Raw genomic sequence first — 18,114 nt, 5'->3', positions numbered from 1 at the left:
CCCGGTACATTTTCGGCGCAGGGTCACTCGACTAGTGAGCTATTACGCACTCTTTGAATGAATAGCTGCTTCTAAGCTAACATCCTAGTTGTCTGTGCAACCCCACATCCTTTTCCACTTAACATATATTTGGGGACCTTAGCTGGTGGTCTGGGCTGTTTCCCTTTCGACTACGGATCTTAGCACTCGCAGTCTGACTGCCGATTATATCTCCTTGGCATTCGGAGTTTATCTGAGATTGGTAATCCGAGATGGACCCCTCACCCAAACAGTGCTCTACCTCCAAGAGACTTAACATCGACGCTAGCCCTAAAGCTATTTCGGAGAGAACCAGCTATCTCCAAGTTCGTTTGGAATTTCTCCGCTACCCACAAGTCATCCAAGCACTTTTCAACGTGCCCTGGTTCGGTCCTCCAGTGCGTCTTACCGCACCTTCAACCTGCTCATGGGTAGGTCACATGGTTTCGGGTCTACAACATGATACTAAGTCGCCCTATTAAGACTCGGTTTCCCTGCGGCTCCGTCTCTTCAACTTAACCTCGCATCATATCGTAACTCGCCGGTTCATTCTACAAAAGGCACGCTCTCACCCATTAACGGGCTCGAACTTGTTGTAGGCACACGGTTTCAGGTTCTATTTCACTCCCCTCCCGGGGTGCTTTTCACCTTTCCCTCACGGTACTGGTTCACTATCGGTCACTAGAGAGTATTTAGGGTTGGGAGATGGTCCTCCCAGATTCCGACGAGATTTCGCGTGTCTCGCCGTACTCAGGATTCTGCTAGGGCTCAAAAAAATTTTAAATACGAGGCTTTTACTCTCTTTGGCTTACCTTCCCAGGTAATTCTTCTATCCTTTTAAAGTCCCACGTCGCAGTCCTACAACCCCGAAAAGTAAACTTCTCGGTTTGCCCTCCTGCCGTTTCGCTCGCCGCTACTCAGGCAATCGCTTTTGCTTTCTCTTCCTGCAGCTACTTAGATGTTTCAGTTCACTGCGTCTTCCTTCTCATAACCTTAACAGTTATGGATACTAACCATTAGTTAGTGGGTTCCCCCATTCGGACATCTCTGGATCAGCGCTTACTTACAGCTCCCCAAAGCATTTCGTCGTTTGTCACGTCCTTCTTCGGCTTCTAGTGCCAAGGCATCCACCGTGCGCCCTTATTAACTTAACCTTATCTTTTACTAGTATATCTTAACTAGAAAAAACTCTTTAATACTTACAGCGTTTTCGGTTTATTTCTTGTTACTATTCTTACAATCAATTTCTTGATCGTGGAATTTGATATAGATATTCAATTTTCAATGGACAGTTTTTAGGATATCTCTATCCTAATGGAGCCTAGCGGGATCGAACCGCTGACCTCCTGCGTGCAAAGCAGGCGCTCTCCCAGCTGAGCTAAGGCCCCACAAGACCTCTCAAAACTAAATAAGACGTCCCTAACGTGTTCCTTTTCCTTAGAAAGGAGGTGATCCAGCCGCACCTTCCGATACGGCTACCTTGTTACGACTTCACCCCAATCATCTATCCCACCTTAGGCGGCTGGCTCCTAATAGGTTACCTCACCGACTTCGGGTGTTACAAACTCTCGTGGTGTGACGGGCGGTGTGTACAAGGCCCGGGAACGTATTCACCGCGGCGTGCTGATCCGCGATTACTAGCGATTCCGACTTCATGTAGGCGAGTTGCAGCCTACAATCCGAACTGAGATTGGCTTTCAGAGATTAGCTTGCCGTCACCGGCTTGCGACTCGTTGTACCAACCATTGTAGCACGTGTGTAGCCCAGGTCATAAGGGGCATGATGATTTGACGTCATCCCCACCTTCCTCCGGTTTATTACCGGCAGTCTCGCTAGAGTGCCCAACTTAATGATGGCAACTAACAATAGGGGTTGCGCTCGTTGCGGGACTTAACCCAACATCTCACGACACGAGCTGACGACAACCATGCACCACCTGTCACCGATGTACCGAAGTAAAACTCTATCTCTAGAGCGGGCATCGGGATGTCAAGACCTGGTAAGGTTCTTCGCGTTGCTTCGAATTAAACCACATGCTCCACCGCTTGTGCGGGCCCCCGTCAATTCCTTTGAGTTTCAACCTTGCGGTCGTACTCCCCAGGCGGAGTGCTTAATGCGTTAGCTCCGGCACTAAGCCCCGGAAAGGGCCTAACACCTAGCACTCATCGTTTACGGCGTGGACTACCAGGGTATCTAATCCTGTTTGCTCCCCACGCTTTCGAGCCTCAGCGTCAGTTACAGACCAGAGAGCCGCTTTCGCCACCGGTGTTCCTCCATATATCTACGCATTTCACCGCTACACATGGAATTCCACTCTCCCCTTCTGCACTCAAGTTCTCCAGTTTCCAAAGCATACATTGGTTGAGCCAATGCCTTTAACTTCAGACTTAAAGAACCGCCTGCGCTCGCTTTACGCCCAATAAATCCGGACAACGCTCGGGACCTACGTATTACCGCGGCTGCTGGCACGTAGTTAGCCGTCCCTTTCTGGTTAGTTACCGTCACATAATGGGTTTTCCACTCCCATTACCGTTCTTCTCTAACAACAGAGCTTTACGATCCGAAAACCTTCTTCACTCACGCGGCGTTGCTCGGTCAGGGTTCCCCCCATTGCCGAAGATTCCCTACTGCTGCCTCCCGTAGGAGTCTGGGCCGTGTCTCAGTCCCAGTGTGGCCGATCACCCTCTCAGGTCGGCTATGTATCGTCGCCTTGGTGAGCCTTTACCTCACCAACTAGCTAATACAACGCAGGTCCATCTCATAGTGGAGCAGTTGCCCCTTTTAAGTTCTTAACATGTGTTAAGCACTTTTATGCGGTATTAGCTATCGTTTCCAATAGTTATCCCCCGCTATCAGGTAGGTTACCTACGCGTTACTCACCCGTTCGCAACTCCTTAGACTAGTGCAAGCACCTGTCCTCAGCGTTCTACTTGCATGTATTAGGCACGCCGCCAGCGTTCGTCCTGAGCCAGGATCAAACTCTCTTTAATTTCTGTTTGTTCTGTCTCGTCTTTCTGTCGCTGACAGATTTATTTCTCGTTTCTTTGACGGGTAATATGTCTCCATATCACCCTCACGTTTGGTTCGTCTTATTCAGTTCTCAAAGGTCTTGCATCTCTTTCGAGACAACTATTTTATTCTATCAACTTCCTGACCGTTTGTCAACCCTTTTTTTAAAGTTTTTTCAACTGACTCCCTTGCAGATTCATCGCTGACAGCTTTATTAGTATACGATAGGTAAATAGTCTTTGTCAACTATATTTGCTAATTTTTTAAAAAAAGAGAAGGTAAGTAGTCTTAGGAAAGTTCTTTAAGTTCTAAAATGAAGTTAGCCACCTAAGGGTATCAAAAAACATCTCAGAGAGATATAATTGTCATCACCACAACAACAATTAGAAAGACTCTGAGATGCAAGACTATTATACACCAAAAAGTAAACAGTTGACACTAACTGAGCGTCGAATGATTGACCATTGGCTTCTAGAAGGACAGTCAAATCGTGAAATCGCTAGAAGATTAGCTAAAGCTCCTCAAACCATTCACAACGAAGTCAAACGCGGGCAAGTTAGACAACAAGTACGTCAGGGGAAATATGAACAAGTTTACTCTGCTGACTTTGCCCAAGATGTTTATAACAATAACCGTAAACGCTCCGTTAAACAGATGACTCTAACGAAGGAACTCAAAGAAAAGATGACTCACTACATCAAACAAAAATACTCTCCTGAGATGATGGTTAAGGCAAAAGGGATACCCGTTCCCATCTCCACCATTTACTACTGGATTCATCATGGACAACTAGGATTGACCAAGGCTGGCATGCTGTATCCTCGAAAGAATGTAGCTTCAAAAAAGCAAGCTAGCCCCAATTTTAAGCCGGCTGGAAAGTCTATTGAGGAACGACCAACGAGCATTAATAAGCGTGAGAATAGCGGTGATTTTGAAATTGATACGGTTATTCAAACTCGGGCAAAAAACGAGTGTCTACTGACGCTGACAGACAGAAAAAGCCGCTACCAAATCATCCGACTCATTCCAGATAAGTCGGCTAATTCGGTAAACAAGGCTTTGGAAGGGATTCTAAAAGATTATCCGATTCGCTCAATCACAGCTGATAACGGAGCTGAATTCAGTCGCTTATCAGAGATTTTTGACCCTGAAAACATTTACTATGCCCACCCCTATTCCTCTTGGGAAAGGGGAATAAATGAAAATCATAACAGACTCATTCGGCGTTGGTTACCAAAGGGAAGTAAAAATGCGACTCAACAACAAGTCGCATTTATTGAAAATGGGATTAATAACTACTCAAAGAAACTACTTGATTACAAATCTCCTAAAGAGTTTTTACAGACTGGCTAACTTACACTTGAAATTTGGCGTAAGTAGTCTTACCCTCTCTTTTGACAGTTATTATTTAGCTTCAATTAATCCTAAATTACCATCTTCACGACGATAAAGAATGTTTGTTTCGCCATCTTCAGCATCAGTATAGATAAAGAAATCATGTCCTAATAATTCCATTTGTAAACGAGCTTCTTCAACATCCATTGGTTTCAACGTCACGTTTTTAGTACGTACAACTTTTACCTCTGGTGTTTCATCCACTTGTTCAGCTTCAAATTCTGTTGTGAAGACCTGACCGGTTGGAATTTTTTCACGGTGTTTTTTTGCAATTTTAGTTTTATTTTTTCTAATTTGACGTTCAATCTTATCAACGACTAAATCAATTGAGCCATACATATCTTGTGACACGTCTTCTGCGCGAAGGGTTACTGATCCTAGTGGAATTGTCACTTCAACTTTTGAAGATTTTTCACGATATACTTTCAAATTAATACGTGCATCTATTTCTTGTTCTTCAACAAAATACTTTTCGATTTTAGTAAGCTTTGATTCCACATAATCGCGAATAGCTTCTGTCACTTCGATATTTTCTCCACGAATACTGAATTTAATCATAGGATACCTCTTTCTCGCGCTTGAAGCGCTTACTTTATCTTTAATACTATTATACCGCTTTCATGAAAATTTGCAAGTTTTAACGTGCAATCGACAAACTTTTGATGTCACTATTTCCAAATTGTAGTAACTGCTTTTTCAAAGCCATAATGGTACTACCAGTGGTATAAATATCATCAACAATGAGGATTTTAGGGGGAATTTCGACTCCTTCAAGTAAATGATAAGAATTTTTAGTCAACAAGCGCTCCTTTTTCGTCTTTGAAGATTGACGGCTATCATCATGTTTTTCAAAAATTTGATGGTAACGAACTTTACCAGCTTCAAGTATAGCGCTCACCTGATTAAAATTCCGTTCTTGGTAACGTTTGTCGCTTATAGGTACTGGGACAGGGACATATCCTTGATAGTTCTGATAAATGATTTCTGCTAATTCCTGAGCAAAGACATTCCTTAATAAATAGTCTCCTTGGAATTTATATTGTCTGAAATAGGCTTTCATTGCTGCATTATAATGATATAAACTCTTGTGATTAACGTTGCAGCCTCTTTTTTGCCACTCCAAACAATCTTGACAGGTTACATGATGAGTAGGTGAACAACAAGTTGAACAAACTGCGTCACCTATTTTTTGAAATCCTTGTTGGCACTGATGACAAATATAGGATGATTTGCGCTTTAGAAATAGAATATCTGTGATTGTTAATGATGGCTGACTAGGTTGTTGGCACAGTAGGCATGTCATCTGGGTAACCTTTCTGATTCATTTCTTTGATTTCTTTTCGAGCCTTCAACATTGCTCTACTGATGCCATCATGAAAAAAGTATAAGTTCCCTGTCGGTCTCTCCAGAGATCTTCCCACGCGTCCCGAGATTTGAACAAGACTTTGTGGGGTGAAAACTCGATGGTGGGCTGCTAGTACAAAGACATCAACACCAGGAAAGGTAACCCCCCTTTCCAAGATTGTTGTCGTGACTAAAATAGTTTTTTCACCCTGGCGAAAGGCAGTAATATCTTTCTCCCTCTCTTCTGCTTGACTTGAAACACAAGCTATCTTTTCTTTTGGAAAAGCTTTTTTTAACAAATTGGTGACTATTTCTGCTGTTGTAATAACAGGAAGAAATATTAACAGGGGATAACCTGTCTGCCGCTGCTCTCGAAGGTATTTGATGACTATTTCAGGAATCTTATGGCAGTGTATATTGTTCAAGATAGCAAAACTTCTGATAAACTGTGGAATAACTAAGGGATGATTATGAAAGCGCCTAGCTAATGTTAGCTTTTCTACTTCTCCTCTTTTGACTTGTTTTTCTAAGGTTGTCGTTGATGTTGCTGTTAATAAAATCCTAGCAGCATCTGTTTTAGAGGCTTGATTTGCAGCGTGATTCAGTTGAACGTTTGTCACAAATGGAAAAGCATCAACTTCATCAATAATCAAAAGGTCAAAAGCCTTGTAAAAAGTGAGTAACTGATGTGTTGTTGCTACAATAATAGGACTTCTCTGGTAAGGAGAGGATCCAGCATGCATTAAACAGACTTGACACGAAAAGGCTTGAGATAACCGTTTGGCCACTTCGATACAAACATCTACTCGCGGGCTAGCTAAACATACCCAGCCACCTGCTTCAATAACTCTTGCAATAGCTGCATAAATCATTTCTGTTTTACCAGCTCCTGTTACAGCATGAACCAAGGTAGGCTTTTTGGTCTGTACATTTCTTACCAACTGTTGGGAAATCTTTTTTTGATGAGGTGTTAATTGTCCTTTCCATTTAAGACAGCTTCCTTTAGGGAATGGCTTAGGGGACATATAGTAAAGCGATTTATCAGATTGATTGCGGCCAAAGACAAGACAGAAGCGGCAATAATAAGCGCCACTAGGCAATCTTTCTTCCTCACTAATGTGATAACGGCATCGTTGGCAAGTAACTTTACCTTTTGTAATTACTATACTTTCTAAAGGTTTTGCAAGATGCTTTCCTTCTTCTGGCAATTGATTTTCTAAAAATAAACGACCGTAATAATTTTCAATACCTTCCATACTTTATTATTCGACTTTCTTTGCTAATTTTTGCCTTTTCTTGTAAAATTTTCTTATGGAAAACTATAAAACAATCAAAACCGATGGTCTTTTTGAAGAAAACATCAAAAAGTCACGCTTTATTTGTCAGGTAAAACGAATTACGACTGAAGAAGAAGGTAAGGCCTTTATTGCTGCTATCAAAAAAGAACATTACAAAGCCAATCATTCTTGCTCTGCTATGATTATTGGCAATGATAGCCAAATCAAACGTTCTAGTGATGATGGAGAGCCCTCTGGAACAGCTGGTATCCCAATACTTTCTGTTTTAGAAAAGCAGGGCTTAACCAACTTGGTCGTGGTTGTTACCCGTTATTTTGGTGGGATCAAGTTGGGAACGGGTGGCCTGATTCGGGCTTATTCTGGAGTGACAGCTGCTACCCTTAAGGAACTTGGGGTTGTTGAAGTGAAAAAACAAGATGGTTTCGAGATAACACTTTCGTATCCTCAGTATCAGATTTATCCACAATTTTTAGAACAAATGGCTCTAACAGAGACTGAGACTCTTTTTTCAGATACTATCAAAACTGCTATTTATTGTGATCCTGATCAAAAAGAGGCTATTCTTGCAGCTTTAACAGATTATTACCATGGTAAGGTTGCTATTACCACCATCGCTGCCAAAATCATTGAAGTCCCTTTGGTTTAAGTAGTGATATAGCTTTATTATCACAGTGATAGTAAATCTGTATTTTACTTTGACTTATAGTCCTTTTATACTTGAACTAGACATTATTTAGTTAAAATAAAGAAATGAGGATATCCTATGACAACAATTTATCATAACGTAACCGAGTTAGTTGGGCAAACCCCGATTATTAAACTTAACCATTTAGTTCCTGAAGAAGCAGCTGATGTCTACGTTAAGTTAGAAGCTTTTAACCCTGGGTCTTCTGTTAAAGACCGTATTGCTTTAGCGATGATCGAAGCAGCTGAAGCAGAAGGGATCATTCATCCTGGAGATACCATTATTGAACCAACAAGCGGAAATACAGGTATTGGGCTTGCTTGGGTTGGGGCAGCTAAAGGATATCATGTTATTATTGTCATGCCTGAAACCATGAGCGTGGAAAGACGTCAGATTATCCAAGCTTATGGGGCAGAACTTGTGTTGACACCAGGAACAGAAGGTATGAAAGGAGCCATCGCTAAGGCTGAATCCCTAACCGCAGAACTAGGGGCTTGGATGCCAATGCAATTCGATAATCCTGCTAACCCTGCTATTCATGAAAAAACAACTGGTCAGGAAATTTTAGCAGCCTTTGGTGATGTCACCATTGATGCCTTTGTTGCTGGTGTTGGTACTGGCGGAACCATTTCTGGAGTCTCACATGCCTTGAAAGCCATCAATCCTGCGACCACTATTTATGCTGTTGAAGCCCAAGAATCTGCCGTCCTATCTGGGCAAGAACCCGGCCCACACAAAATTCAAGGAATCTCAGCAGGTTTTATTCCAAATACATTAGACACCAAGGCCTATGACCAAATTATTCGAGTTAAGTCTGAAGATGCCCTAGCCACTGCTCGTCTAACTGGAGCCAAAGAAGGATTCTTAGTCGGTATTTCTTCTGGCGCTGCTATCTTTGCTGCTATTGAAGTAGCTAAACAGTTGGGGAAAGGAAAGCAGGTTTTAACAGTTTTACCTGATAATGGCGAACGCTACTTGTCCACTGGACTTTACGATACGACTTCTATCTCCTAAATTCCCTTACTGAATTTCATATCTCCTAGCAAAATCAAGAGAGCATTGAGTCTTACTGGGAATCATCCCCGTGAGACTTTTTAAAATGGTTTCAGTCAGAATTTAAATGTATCTTACTTCTGCTTTAACAATAAAAAATAAGAGGCTGGTTGTCCCAGTCTCTTATTTAGTGTTCTTTCTTTAAATGCTGTAAACTTTCCTTAATCCACTGCGGCAGTTGTTCTTCAAGTGGCTTAAAGCCAATCTTATGTTGACTGTTAGAAAAACGGTGCCGGTGTGGCAAATGATGTTTGTCTTCTTCCAAGGTTCTTAGTGATAAACTCGCTTTTTGGCTAAATTCATCAAGATCAATCACTTGAACCAAAACCTTGTCATCTACTGCTAAGAGCTGGTTAATATTATCAATAAAGCCTGTTTTTATTTCTGAAATGTGAATGAGACCCGTTGTCCCATTGTCAAGGGCAACAAAGGCACCATATGGTTTAATTCCTGTAATGGTCCCATGCAGTTTGTCGCCAATTTTCATTAATCAAACACCTCGATTGTTTCAATAATAACATCATCTTTAGGCTTGTCTTGAGCGCCTGTTTCGACGCTGGCAATCCGATCTAAAACTTGGAAAGAAGCCTCATCAGCTAATTGACCAAAAACAGTATGACGGCGGTCAAGGTGTGGAGTCCCACCATTGTCAGCGTAAGTAGCTGCAATTGGAGCAGGCCAGCCACCACGTTCTAATTCTTTTTTAGCATAAGGAATTTTGCTGTTTTGAACGATGAAGAATTGGCTACCATTTGTATTTGGGCCCGCATTTGCCATTGAAAGGGCCCCTCTAAGGTTATACAGTTCATCTGAAAATTCATCTTCAAAACTGTCGCCATAAATAGACTGTCCCCCCATACCAGTGCCAGTTGGGTCACCACCTTGAATCATAAATTCTGGAATAATGCGGTGGAAAATGATGCCATCATAGTATCCCTCTTTGGCTAATCCTAAGAAGTTAGCAACCGTCTTAGGGGCATGCTCTGGGAACAAGACCAAAGTCATATCTCCATGGTTTGTTTTAATGGTTACTTTTGGTCCAGTATGGTTTTCTAGATCCAATTGTGGAAACTGTAATTCTTTGTCAATCAATCCTAATTCCTCCAAGGCATATAAAATGCCATCTTCTTCAACTGTTTTCGTGATATAATCCGCTTTTTCTTGCAAGAGCGGATGTGATATTCCCATCGCAATACTGATGCCAGCATAATCAAACAACTCTAAGTCATTTAGTTCATCCCCAAAAACCAAAATATTTTCAGGCTTTAATCCTAAATGCTCAACTACTTTCGAAACTCCTAAAGCTTTTGAGGTTCCTTTTAAGACAACATCTGACGAGTTATCATGCCATCTGACCAAACGAAGGTGCTCTGCTAATTCAGCCGGTAAGTGTAAACTATCTCCCTTGTCCTCGAAAGTCCACATCTGGTAAACATCATGATGCTCATTATAATCCGGACAGACCTCTAGTTGAGCATAGACATTATCAATAGCCTTGCTAATCATGTCATTTCGTGTGGATAAAACGGCCTCATGACGACCAGCCATGCCATAATAAATGCCCATGTCATCCGCCCATTTTTTATAGGCCACAACAACATCTGCTGGAATCGGGGCTTGGAAAATAATATTTTTCGCATCATCTTTGACATAGGCTCCATTTAATTTGACACAGTAGTCAGCATGTAAGTTTTGTACTTCTTGTGGAACACCGTATCGAGCACGACCTGAAGCAATACCAACCAAGATACCTTTTTCCTTTAGAGCTTGAAATACTTTTGGAATTGATGCAGGCATATAGCCTGTATCCTTTACCCTCAAGGTATCATCAATATCAAAGAAAACCATCTTGATTTTTTTAGCTTTGTATTTTAGTTTTGCGTCCATACTTTCCTCCAATTTGCTATACCCTATATTATAGCATTAATTATCGTCTTGGGGGACTAAATGGTGTCGAAAAGCATAGACAACTGCTTGGGTTCGATCATCAACTTCTAACTTGGCTAGGATATTGGACACATGGGTTTTGACGGTTTTTAAGGAAATAAAGAGTTCATCAGCGATGGTCTGATTATCATACCCTTTAGCTAAAAGGTGTAAAATATCATACTCACGCGCGGTTAACTCCTCGTGCAAGTCAGGGTGTTGATCATGCGCCTTAATTTTTTTGTCAACCTCTGTTTCAATGGCTAGTTCTCCCTTTGAAACCTTGCGAATGGCATTTAAAATTTCAGCTGCACTCGATGTTTTTAACATATACCCCTTGGCACCTGCATCAATGACAGGGTAAATTTTTTCATTATCTAAGTAGGAGGTTAAAACCAGTACCTTGGCATCTTTCCACTTGTCAAGAATTTCCAAGGTCGCTTCTACACCACCTAACTCTGGCATCACCAAGTCCATCACCAACACATCTGGTTTCAAAGTCAAGGCCAAATCGACCCCTTCACGCCCATTGGAAGCTTCACCGATCACATCAATATCAGCCTGTAAATTCAAAAAACTTTTGAGTCCCATGCGAACCATTTCATGATCATCCACTAAAATTACACTTATTTTACGCATCGTCATCTCCCCTCACTATCGGTAATCTAATATCCATAGAAACACCCTTGCCTTTTTGACTAATTAAATGGAGGCTTCCTGCCAAATCGTCAACCCGATCCTCGATATTTTTCAAGCCATAGCTTAAGTCCCTCACTTGATCCATATCAAATCCAATCCCATTATCAAGCATTTTTAACTGCAATTCTGTTGATGTCTGATTGAGATAAACTTCAATTCGACTAGCCTTGGCATGTTTTAAGGTGTTGCTGATAAATTCTTGGGCAATTCTAAAGAGATTATCCTCCATGGCTTTGGGAAGTTGTCCAATATTCTCTTTATAAACCACTTCAATATCACTCTTGTCTGTTAATTCCTTGAGAATCATGTGAAGCCCTTCAGACAAAGTACGATTAGCTAATTCTGTTGGTCTTAAATGTAAAAGTAGAATCCGTAAATCATTTTGAGCATTTTGCAACATAGCTTCAACAGTAACCAGCTGAGTTTGCAGTTGTTCCTTATCCAGTTGCTCTAAACTCATGGACACACCTGAAAGAATCAATGAAGAAGCAAATAACTCCTGACTGACAGTATCATGTAAGTCTCTAGCGATACGCTTGCGTTCTTGTTGAACAATCTCTTGGCTGTCAATAATGTAGGCACTCTCTTTCTTTTGCATGTTGGTCGTCATGTGAGACATTTTCTCAGAAAGCCTACTTAAATTGGTATTGATTTCAGAAGTCTCATCTAAATGAATACGCTGATTATTGAGAATGCGTTTTAGGTTTTGATTAATGTTACGCTTGCTATTATCATCTAAAACAAGCCATAACAAGAGCAAGAGTAAAGTGACCGAAACAATTAACAATAAAATGGAAAACCCTAGACGTTCAACTTGCCATAAATGATTGCGAAGGTAGGCAAAGGTAATACCTAAGTTATCCATAACCACAAAAACAATAGATAAAATGGTAATGGTTGAGTAGAGCCAAACAAGAGCATAATAACGTTTTTTCATCGCCTATCCACCTCAACATTTCCTGCAATAGTGGTTACAACAATTTTGACCTTTTTAAGCTGCTGCCCTTCATTTTCTCGAAATTTAATCGATTCATTGCGCAGATCATACTGCTGACAATCAAAAAAATCTACACTTCCATATATTGAGCTAACATCTAACGTGACCGCCACATCAATAGGAACTAAAATGCGAGTATTTCCAAAAATTTTACGAATCAGGATAATATTATCCATACCTGTCACAATAACATTGGTTAAATCAATAACATCGTTTCCTGAAATTCGAATCATATTAATATCATCAAAGGAATAATAATCACTCTCATAGTTAGCAGTCCCAATCCATTGGTGTTTGGTATTATCTACATCAATCTTTTCTTCTTTAAAACGAATCAGAGCAAAGCGATTTTTCTTTTTAACCTGAGAAAAATGATTTATGAAAACATAAGCGATCCCAAGAAGAACTGCCATGATAATGTAGGGATTGAGCATGAAAATTAAGAAAAGGAGCAATAAACTCACTGTTAAAAGGAAATTATGGCGGCTATCTTGATTATAAAAACGCAAAGCTAATAAAATTAAGACTAAAATCAGAATAAAACTGGATAAATCATTGTCCAAAATAGTCATGATGCCCATAGCTAACAACAAGCATTCAACCAATAGAAAGAACTGAAATTTTCTCATTAGACCCCCTTTATTTCTTTGTATTTTACCAAAAAACTGTTTAAAATGCATCTTTGCATAGTAGCTATCAAAAAAGAATAGTTAGCTTAATGCTATCGTAGCACGAAACTAACTATTCTTTAGGCATCAAGGTGTTTGTCCAGTCGATTCTGACGGGTTTAATTCGGTATTGCTACTTGTCCCAGTGCCATCACTTGTTGAGGAACTACTTGAACTTGATTCTGAACTTGAGGAACTACTTGAAGAGTGTGTTTCTTCTGGATAAAGATAAAGGCTTATCTCTCCTTTTTCAGAAAGACTCAATGTCGTACCATAATAAGGCATCTGTCCACTAACAATAGCTTTTGAACTAGGGGAATTAACCTGAATAAAACCAGTTGCTGAACTTGAACTTGGCGCATAAGCTTTTATCCTAGAGGCATCAATACCCAGTGCTGTCAAAGTATTAACCGCATCAGCATAACTATATTCTGTAACCATTGGCATAATGACTGTGTCACTAACGGCTACGCTAAGGGTAATTTTAGATTTACCATTGGGATTAAACTTATCTCCTGCACTTGGTGACTGGCTAATAACAGTATTTTCAGGATACTCATTGGTCACAATACGTTCAATTTTAATCTTAGATTTTGGAATGCCATAGGTTTCCATCAAGCTGTTCATAGCATCTTGATAATCAACCCCTTTGTAGTTTTCCATTTCAAAACCTTTATTTCCGATTGACAAATAAACAGTTACACTTGATCCTTTACGCTTAGCTGTTCCTGCTTGTGGGTCTGTTCGGACAACATTTCCTTCAGCGACAGTATCGCTTTCAATTTGCCGCACCTTTCCTACTTTTAGACCAAGATCTTGTAGTTCTTGCTTAGCTACTTTCAAGCTAACACCTGTTACATCAGGAACTTTCACAGAAGTTGGCTTAGTTAATACCAAGTAAGTAAAAAGAGCCACCCCCACAATAAAGAGAGAAAAAAGAATCTTCAATAAGGTTCCTAAAAAACGACCATTTCTTTTCTTTTTTTGTGGCTTTTGGAGCGTGTCCATTTGATTGGTTTGCTCTAATCTACTTTCAGTTGTTGAAGTAACTGGAGTCGGCGCAACTTTTGGTGTTGTCATTGGCGTTGGGGTTACTTTGGGAAGCGGCTTAGTGCTTTCCACATCATCAAAAATGACTTTACGTTCACGGCTACGGTTGTAGCTAAGCGCCGTCATCAAGTCACGGCTCATCTCAAAAGTGGACCCATAACGATCACTCAATTTCTTGGCTGTTGCTCGGATAACAACATTCTCTAAAGCTTGCGGCACATTGTGATTTTCGTCAATAATAGACGGAAGAGGCTTTTGAAAATGTTGCAAGGCAATCGTAACAGCACTGTCACCGTCATAAGGAATATGCCCTGTCAGCATTTCAAAGAGCATAATCCCCATTGCATAAATGTCACTTTGGATAGTTGCCTTTGAACCACGAGCCTGCTCCGGAGACAAATAATGCACACTACCTAACATCGAGTTGGTCTGAGTCAAACTCGTTTCTGCAAAGGCAACAGCAATCCCAAAGTCAGTCACCTTAACCACACCATTTTTAGTTAAGAGAATGTTTTGAGGTTTTAAATCCCTATGCACAATTCCTTTTTGGTGAGCCAGAGTCATGGCAGAAAGAACCTCTTCCATGATTCTAACCACTTCGTTATTGGATAGCGGTGCATGATCTTGAATGTACTTCTTTAGGTCAGCACCATCAACATATTCCATTACTAAAAATTGCTGTCCGTCTTCTTCACCTATATCCCGGATGGCAACAATATTCGGATGATTCAATTCAGCCATGGCCCGCGCTTCCCGTTGGAAACGCGCAACTGCCACCTGATCTGTTTGATAATTGGTACGCAAAACTTTGATTGCAACGTCTTCATTATCCAAGATCAAATCATTTGCCAAATAAACATCCGCCATACCACCGCGGCCAATAGACTTTAGAATACGATAACGACCAGCAAATAACTTGCCAATCTGAATCATTCGACGTCCTCACTTTCGTTGTGAACCAAAGCGATTGTGATGTTATCCAAACCTCCTCTTAGGTTGGCCAAGTTAATCATTTCTTGATTTTTCTCATCAAGACTAAGCTCACGTCCTAGAATTTCTACAATTTCATCATTTGAAATCATATTAGTCAAGCCATCACTATTAATCACAAGATAGTCATCTTTCTCAAGGACTTTAATGCCTAAGTCAGGCTCTACTGGAGCAGCTTGACCAATGGACTGGGTAATAATATTCTTTTGTGGATGACTAGCAGCTTCTTCTTCTGTAATCTGACCGGCTTTAACCAGTTCATTGACCAAAGAATGATCGCTGGTTAACAAGGTGTAATGCCCGTCATGAACAAGACCAATTCGGGAATCTCCAATATGGGCATAAATGGCATTGGATTCAACCAAAGCGACCGCTTCAACCGTTGTTCCCATCCCTTTGAAATCTTCTGATTGACCCAAGTCATAAATGCGCTGATTTTCTGACTCAATGGTGGTTAACAACCAGTCTCTAATTTGGCTGAGTTCTTCAAAGTCTGTTTTGACCCATTCTTTGCCAAGGTCTGTAACTGTCATTTCACTGGCAATATTACCGGCTCTATGACCACCCATACCATCTGCTAAAACCACCAGGGTAATGCCTTTTTTGTTATCAAACTTATTGATAAAATCTTGGTTGTTTGAGCGTTTTTGCCCAATGTCTGTTTTTAATGAAATCTTCATACGTTTTTTCTGACTAGGTCAGTTTCCTCCTAAAATACTACAAGACTCGTCTGACTTGTCCAATAAAGAAGCCATCAGTCTGGTATTGTTCTGGTGTGATAATAAGATAACCATCCTTGACAATATCTGCTTGTGTATGGTTCAGTTTTACTTGTTCAAAATTAGGATGACTTTGTAAAAATGCTTCGATGACTTGACGGTTCTCCTCATCAAAAATAGTGCATGTACTATAGGTTATTATACCACCTTTGCGCAAGGTTTGACAAACACTAGACAATATCTCCAACTGGATAGCCTGCAAAGCATTAAAGTCTTGGCTCTCTTTGTTGTATTTAATATCTGGTTTTCGTCGAATCAATCCAATCCCTGAGCAAGGCGCATCTACTAAAATCTTATCAAAGCTGTCCTTTTCAAAATAGCGATGAACCCCTCTGGCATCTAGTTTTTTTGTTTCAATTTTATCAGCAACCCCTAATCGGCGAGCATTTTCCTTAACCAAATCCAACTTATGGTCATAAAGGTCCAGAGCAATAATTTTACCTGTTGTTAAATAGGAAGCCATGTGAGCTGTTTTACCCCCTGGAGCACTGCAAGCATCAAGAATCGTTTCTTCACCTTCAATGCTTAAAGTGGGGGCAACGAGCTGACTACTTTCATCTTGAATGGTAATATCGCCATTAGTAAAATAATCACTTGCTGCAAAATGACCTGAGGGTTTGGTTAGACCAGTAGATGATAAGAGAGAAAATTCTGCTCCCAGAGCGTGTCCAATCATTTCTCGCTTGGTAGAATCAACCACTCGAATGCTGGCCTTGTTGCGCACAAACAAACTTTCCATGATAGCCACTGCTCGAGCTGTTCCAAATTGGTCTCTTAATTTTTTAACTAACCATACCGGCAAGGAATACTTGATGGAGTAGTATTTGTTTTGACGCTTAATTGTTGCCATATCTGGCAGAGGTTGACTGGTGACTTGACGTAAAATAGCATTAACAAACTTCTCTGCCCCCTTTTTATTACCACGATTTTTAGCAATGGTTACAGCATCATTGACAACAGCATGGGCTGGTAACCTGTCTAAATAAACTAGCTGGTAAAGGCTAATCATAAGCAAGTAGTAAACCCACTTATCCAACTTGTCTCGGTCCTGAATATAATGCGCCAAATACCATTCTAAGCTCATTTTACGAGCAATGGTTCCGTAAACGATTTCTGTTAAGAGGGCTTTATCTTTAGCGGATACAGCCTTATTGCTTAATTGTTGGTTAAGCGCTAAATTAGCGTAGGCTCCCTGATCAAAAATAGCTTCCATAACAAGGAGGGCTTTCCCTCGCGTACTTGTTTTCCAATTATCTGCCAATGATGTCACCTACTTCAAGTTTTCTCCCAACACCATTTAAGAAATCACTTATCGGCATTTTAGGTTTACCTGCAGGTTGAACAACTGCCAGCGAGAGAGCTCCCTGACCAGCAGCTACTACCAATGTTTTTTTAGTTTTGGCAATGATTTCTCCAGGCTGGCCTTCTCCTTCAGTTAACTGAGCTTCATAAATTTTAAAACGTTGCCCATCTAAAAAAGTATGCGCTACTGGCCAAGGATTCATGCCACGAATGTGATTAAAGACTTGCTGAGCAGGTTTTTTCCAATCCAGTTGTTCTTGTTCTGGCGAAATATTCGGGGAGAAGGTCGCTTGGCTATGGTCCTGAGGAATAGGTTTTAATTCCCCAGAAAGATAGGCGGGCAGGCTGTCCAATAGCAAGTCACGACCGATAAGGGCTAATTTTTCAAAAAGGGTACCCACATTATCAGTGTCAAGAATTGGGGTACTCGCTTTAGCAACCATATCGCCTGCGTCCATTTCTTTGACCATTTCCATAATGGTAACCCCAGCTTCTTTTTCTCCATTCATGATAGCGTAATGAATAGGCGCGCCACCGCGGTACTTAGGTAACAAGGAGGCATGGACGTTGACGGCAAATGAAACGGAGTCCAGTAGCTTAGTCGGTAAAAATTGACCAAAAGCTGCTGTGACAATGCCGTCAGCCCCAAGGGCCATGAGGTCTGCCAATTCTTGTGAACCTGATAATTTATCAGGTTGATAGACAGGCAAATCATAGGCAAGTGCCAGTTCCTTTACGGGTGTCATTTTAATTTCTTTTTTTCTGCCTACTGCACGGTCTGGTTGGGTGACCACTGCTAAAATCTCATAGGCAGGATGATCTAACAAGCCTTTCAATACAGTTGCTGAAAATTGGGGGGTTCCCATAAATAATAGTTTTATCATTAATATCCTCTTTTTAT

General features: G+C 40.8%; 15 protein-coding genes, 1 tRNA gene and 2 rRNA genes (1 of these 18 cut by a window edge). 3 read left to right on the top strand and 15 right to left on the bottom strand.

The genetic code is table 11. The features are described from left to right. The 3 genes from EL097_RS05770 to EL097_RS05760 form a co-directional block, all read right to left on the bottom strand. Window positions 1-1,172, bottom strand: a 23S ribosomal RNA gene (locus EL097_RS05770); it reaches 1,731 nt to the left of the window's first position. Between the two features lie 161 nt (window positions 1,173-1,333). Continuing rightward, window positions 1,334-1,406: transfer RNA gene (locus EL097_RS05765), tRNA-Ala, on the bottom strand. A gap of 53 nt (window positions 1,407-1,459) precedes the next feature. Then, window positions 1,460-3,008: ribosomal RNA gene (locus EL097_RS05760) — 16S ribosomal RNA — on the bottom strand. The 16S and 23S rRNA genes sit together here with 1 tRNA gene alongside, the layout of an rRNA operon. Window positions 3,009-3,426: 418 nt before the next feature. Here EL097_RS05760 and EL097_RS05755 point away from each other — a divergent pair. After that, window positions 3,427-4,380 carry an IS30 family transposase gene (locus EL097_RS05755; RefSeq protein ID WP_003044620.1) on the top strand — a complete coding sequence of 318 codons (954 nt, stop codon included), beginning with the start codon at window positions 3,427-3,429 and terminating at the stop codon, window positions 4,378-4,380. A 51-nt stretch (window positions 4,381-4,431) separates the two neighbouring features. Here EL097_RS05755 and hpf read toward each other — a convergent pair whose 3' ends face one another. The 3 genes from hpf to EL097_RS05740 all read right to left on the bottom strand — a co-directional run bounded on the left by hpf (window position 4,432) and on the right by EL097_RS05740 (window position 7,022). Further along, window positions 4,432-4,980: a ribosome hibernation-promoting factor, HPF/YfiA family gene (gene hpf, locus EL097_RS05750; RefSeq protein ID WP_003044623.1), complete on the bottom strand. Its 549-nt coding sequence runs from the start codon at window positions 4,978-4,980 to the stop codon at window positions 4,432-4,434. Between the two features lie 79 nt (window positions 4,981-5,059). Beyond that, entirely contained in the window at window positions 5,060-5,482 is a 423-nt protein-coding gene (locus EL097_RS10890) for a ComF family protein (protein ID WP_003044691.1), read from the bottom strand. A 214-nt stretch (window positions 5,483-5,696) separates the two neighbouring features. Beyond that, entirely contained in the window at window positions 5,697-7,022 is a 1,326-nt protein-coding gene (locus EL097_RS05740) for a DEAD/DEAH box helicase (protein WP_003044694.1), read from the bottom strand. Between the two features lie 55 nt (window positions 7,023-7,077). On the opposite strand from EL097_RS05740, the gene EL097_RS05735 reads away from it, so the two are divergent. Next, window positions 7,078-7,710, top strand: coding sequence for a YigZ family protein (locus tag EL097_RS05735; RefSeq protein WP_003044697.1), 633 nt, complete (start codon window positions 7,078-7,080; stop codon window positions 7,708-7,710). Between the two features lie 117 nt (window positions 7,711-7,827). After that, on the top strand, window positions 7,828-8,763 hold the full coding sequence (cysK, locus tag EL097_RS05730; protein ID WP_003044700.1) for a cysteine synthase A: 936 nt from the start codon (window positions 7,828-7,830) through the stop codon (window positions 8,761-8,763). Between the two features lie 166 nt (window positions 8,764-8,929). On the opposite strand, the gene EL097_RS05725 is transcribed toward cysK, so the two are convergent. The 9 genes from EL097_RS05725 to fmt form a co-directional block, all read right to left on the bottom strand. Then, window positions 8,930-9,289: a S1 RNA-binding domain-containing protein gene (locus tag EL097_RS05725; protein WP_003044703.1), complete on the bottom strand. Its 360-nt coding sequence runs from the start codon at window positions 9,287-9,289 to the stop codon at window positions 8,930-8,932. Continuing rightward, complete coding sequence (locus EL097_RS05720; protein ID WP_003044706.1) at window positions 9,289-10,689, bottom strand: bifunctional Cof-type HAD-IIB family hydrolase/peptidylprolyl isomerase; 1,401 nt, start codon at window positions 10,687-10,689, stop codon at window positions 9,289-9,291. The genes EL097_RS05725 and EL097_RS05720 overlap by 1 nt, the downstream gene beginning before the upstream one ends. A gap of 36 nt (window positions 10,690-10,725) precedes the next feature. Next, window positions 10,726-11,367, bottom strand: a complete 642-nt coding sequence (locus tag EL097_RS05715; protein WP_003044709.1) for a response regulator transcription factor — start codon at window positions 11,365-11,367, stop codon at window positions 10,726-10,728. Then, window positions 11,360-12,364, bottom strand: coding sequence for an envelope stress sensor histidine kinase LiaS (locus EL097_RS05710; RefSeq protein WP_003044712.1), 1,005 nt, complete (start codon window positions 12,362-12,364; stop codon window positions 11,360-11,362). Before EL097_RS05710 ends, EL097_RS05715 begins: the two co-directional genes overlap by 8 nt. Beyond that, window positions 12,361-13,053 carry a cell wall-active antibiotics response protein LiaF gene (gene liaF, locus EL097_RS05705; RefSeq protein ID WP_003044714.1) on the bottom strand — a complete coding sequence of 231 codons (693 nt, stop codon included), beginning with the start codon at window positions 13,051-13,053 and terminating at the stop codon, window positions 12,361-12,363. Before liaF ends, EL097_RS05710 begins: the two co-directional genes overlap by 4 nt. A gap of 126 nt (window positions 13,054-13,179) precedes the next feature. Further along, window positions 13,180-15,075 carry a Stk1 family PASTA domain-containing Ser/Thr kinase gene (gene pknB / locus EL097_RS05700; RefSeq protein ID WP_099982918.1) on the bottom strand — a complete coding sequence of 632 codons (1,896 nt, stop codon included), beginning with the start codon at window positions 15,073-15,075 and terminating at the stop codon, window positions 13,180-13,182. Further along, entirely contained in the window at window positions 15,072-15,812 is a 741-nt protein-coding gene (locus tag EL097_RS05695; RefSeq protein ID WP_003044720.1) for a Stp1/IreP family PP2C-type Ser/Thr phosphatase, read from the bottom strand. The genes pknB and EL097_RS05695 overlap by 4 nt, the downstream gene beginning before the upstream one ends. Window positions 15,813-15,849: 37 nt before the next feature. Then, window positions 15,850-17,172 carry a 16S rRNA (cytosine(967)-C(5))-methyltransferase RsmB gene (gene rsmB / locus EL097_RS05690; RefSeq protein WP_099982919.1) on the bottom strand — a complete coding sequence of 441 codons (1,323 nt, stop codon included), beginning with the start codon at window positions 17,170-17,172 and terminating at the stop codon, window positions 15,850-15,852. Continuing rightward, on the bottom strand, window positions 17,162-18,097 hold the full coding sequence (gene fmt, locus EL097_RS05685; protein ID WP_003044727.1) for a methionyl-tRNA formyltransferase: 936 nt from the start codon (window positions 18,095-18,097) through the stop codon (window positions 17,162-17,164). Before fmt ends, rsmB begins: the two co-directional genes overlap by 11 nt. Window positions 18,098-18,114 lie beyond the last annotated feature (17 nt).

Origin of the sequence: Streptococcus canis (genome assembly GCF_900636575.1) — a bacterium.
In the GTDB taxonomy this organism is placed as follows: domain Bacteria; phylum Bacillota; class Bacilli; order Lactobacillales; family Streptococcaceae; genus Streptococcus; species Streptococcus canis.
This window is presented reverse-complemented; position numbering and strand designations above follow the sequence as displayed.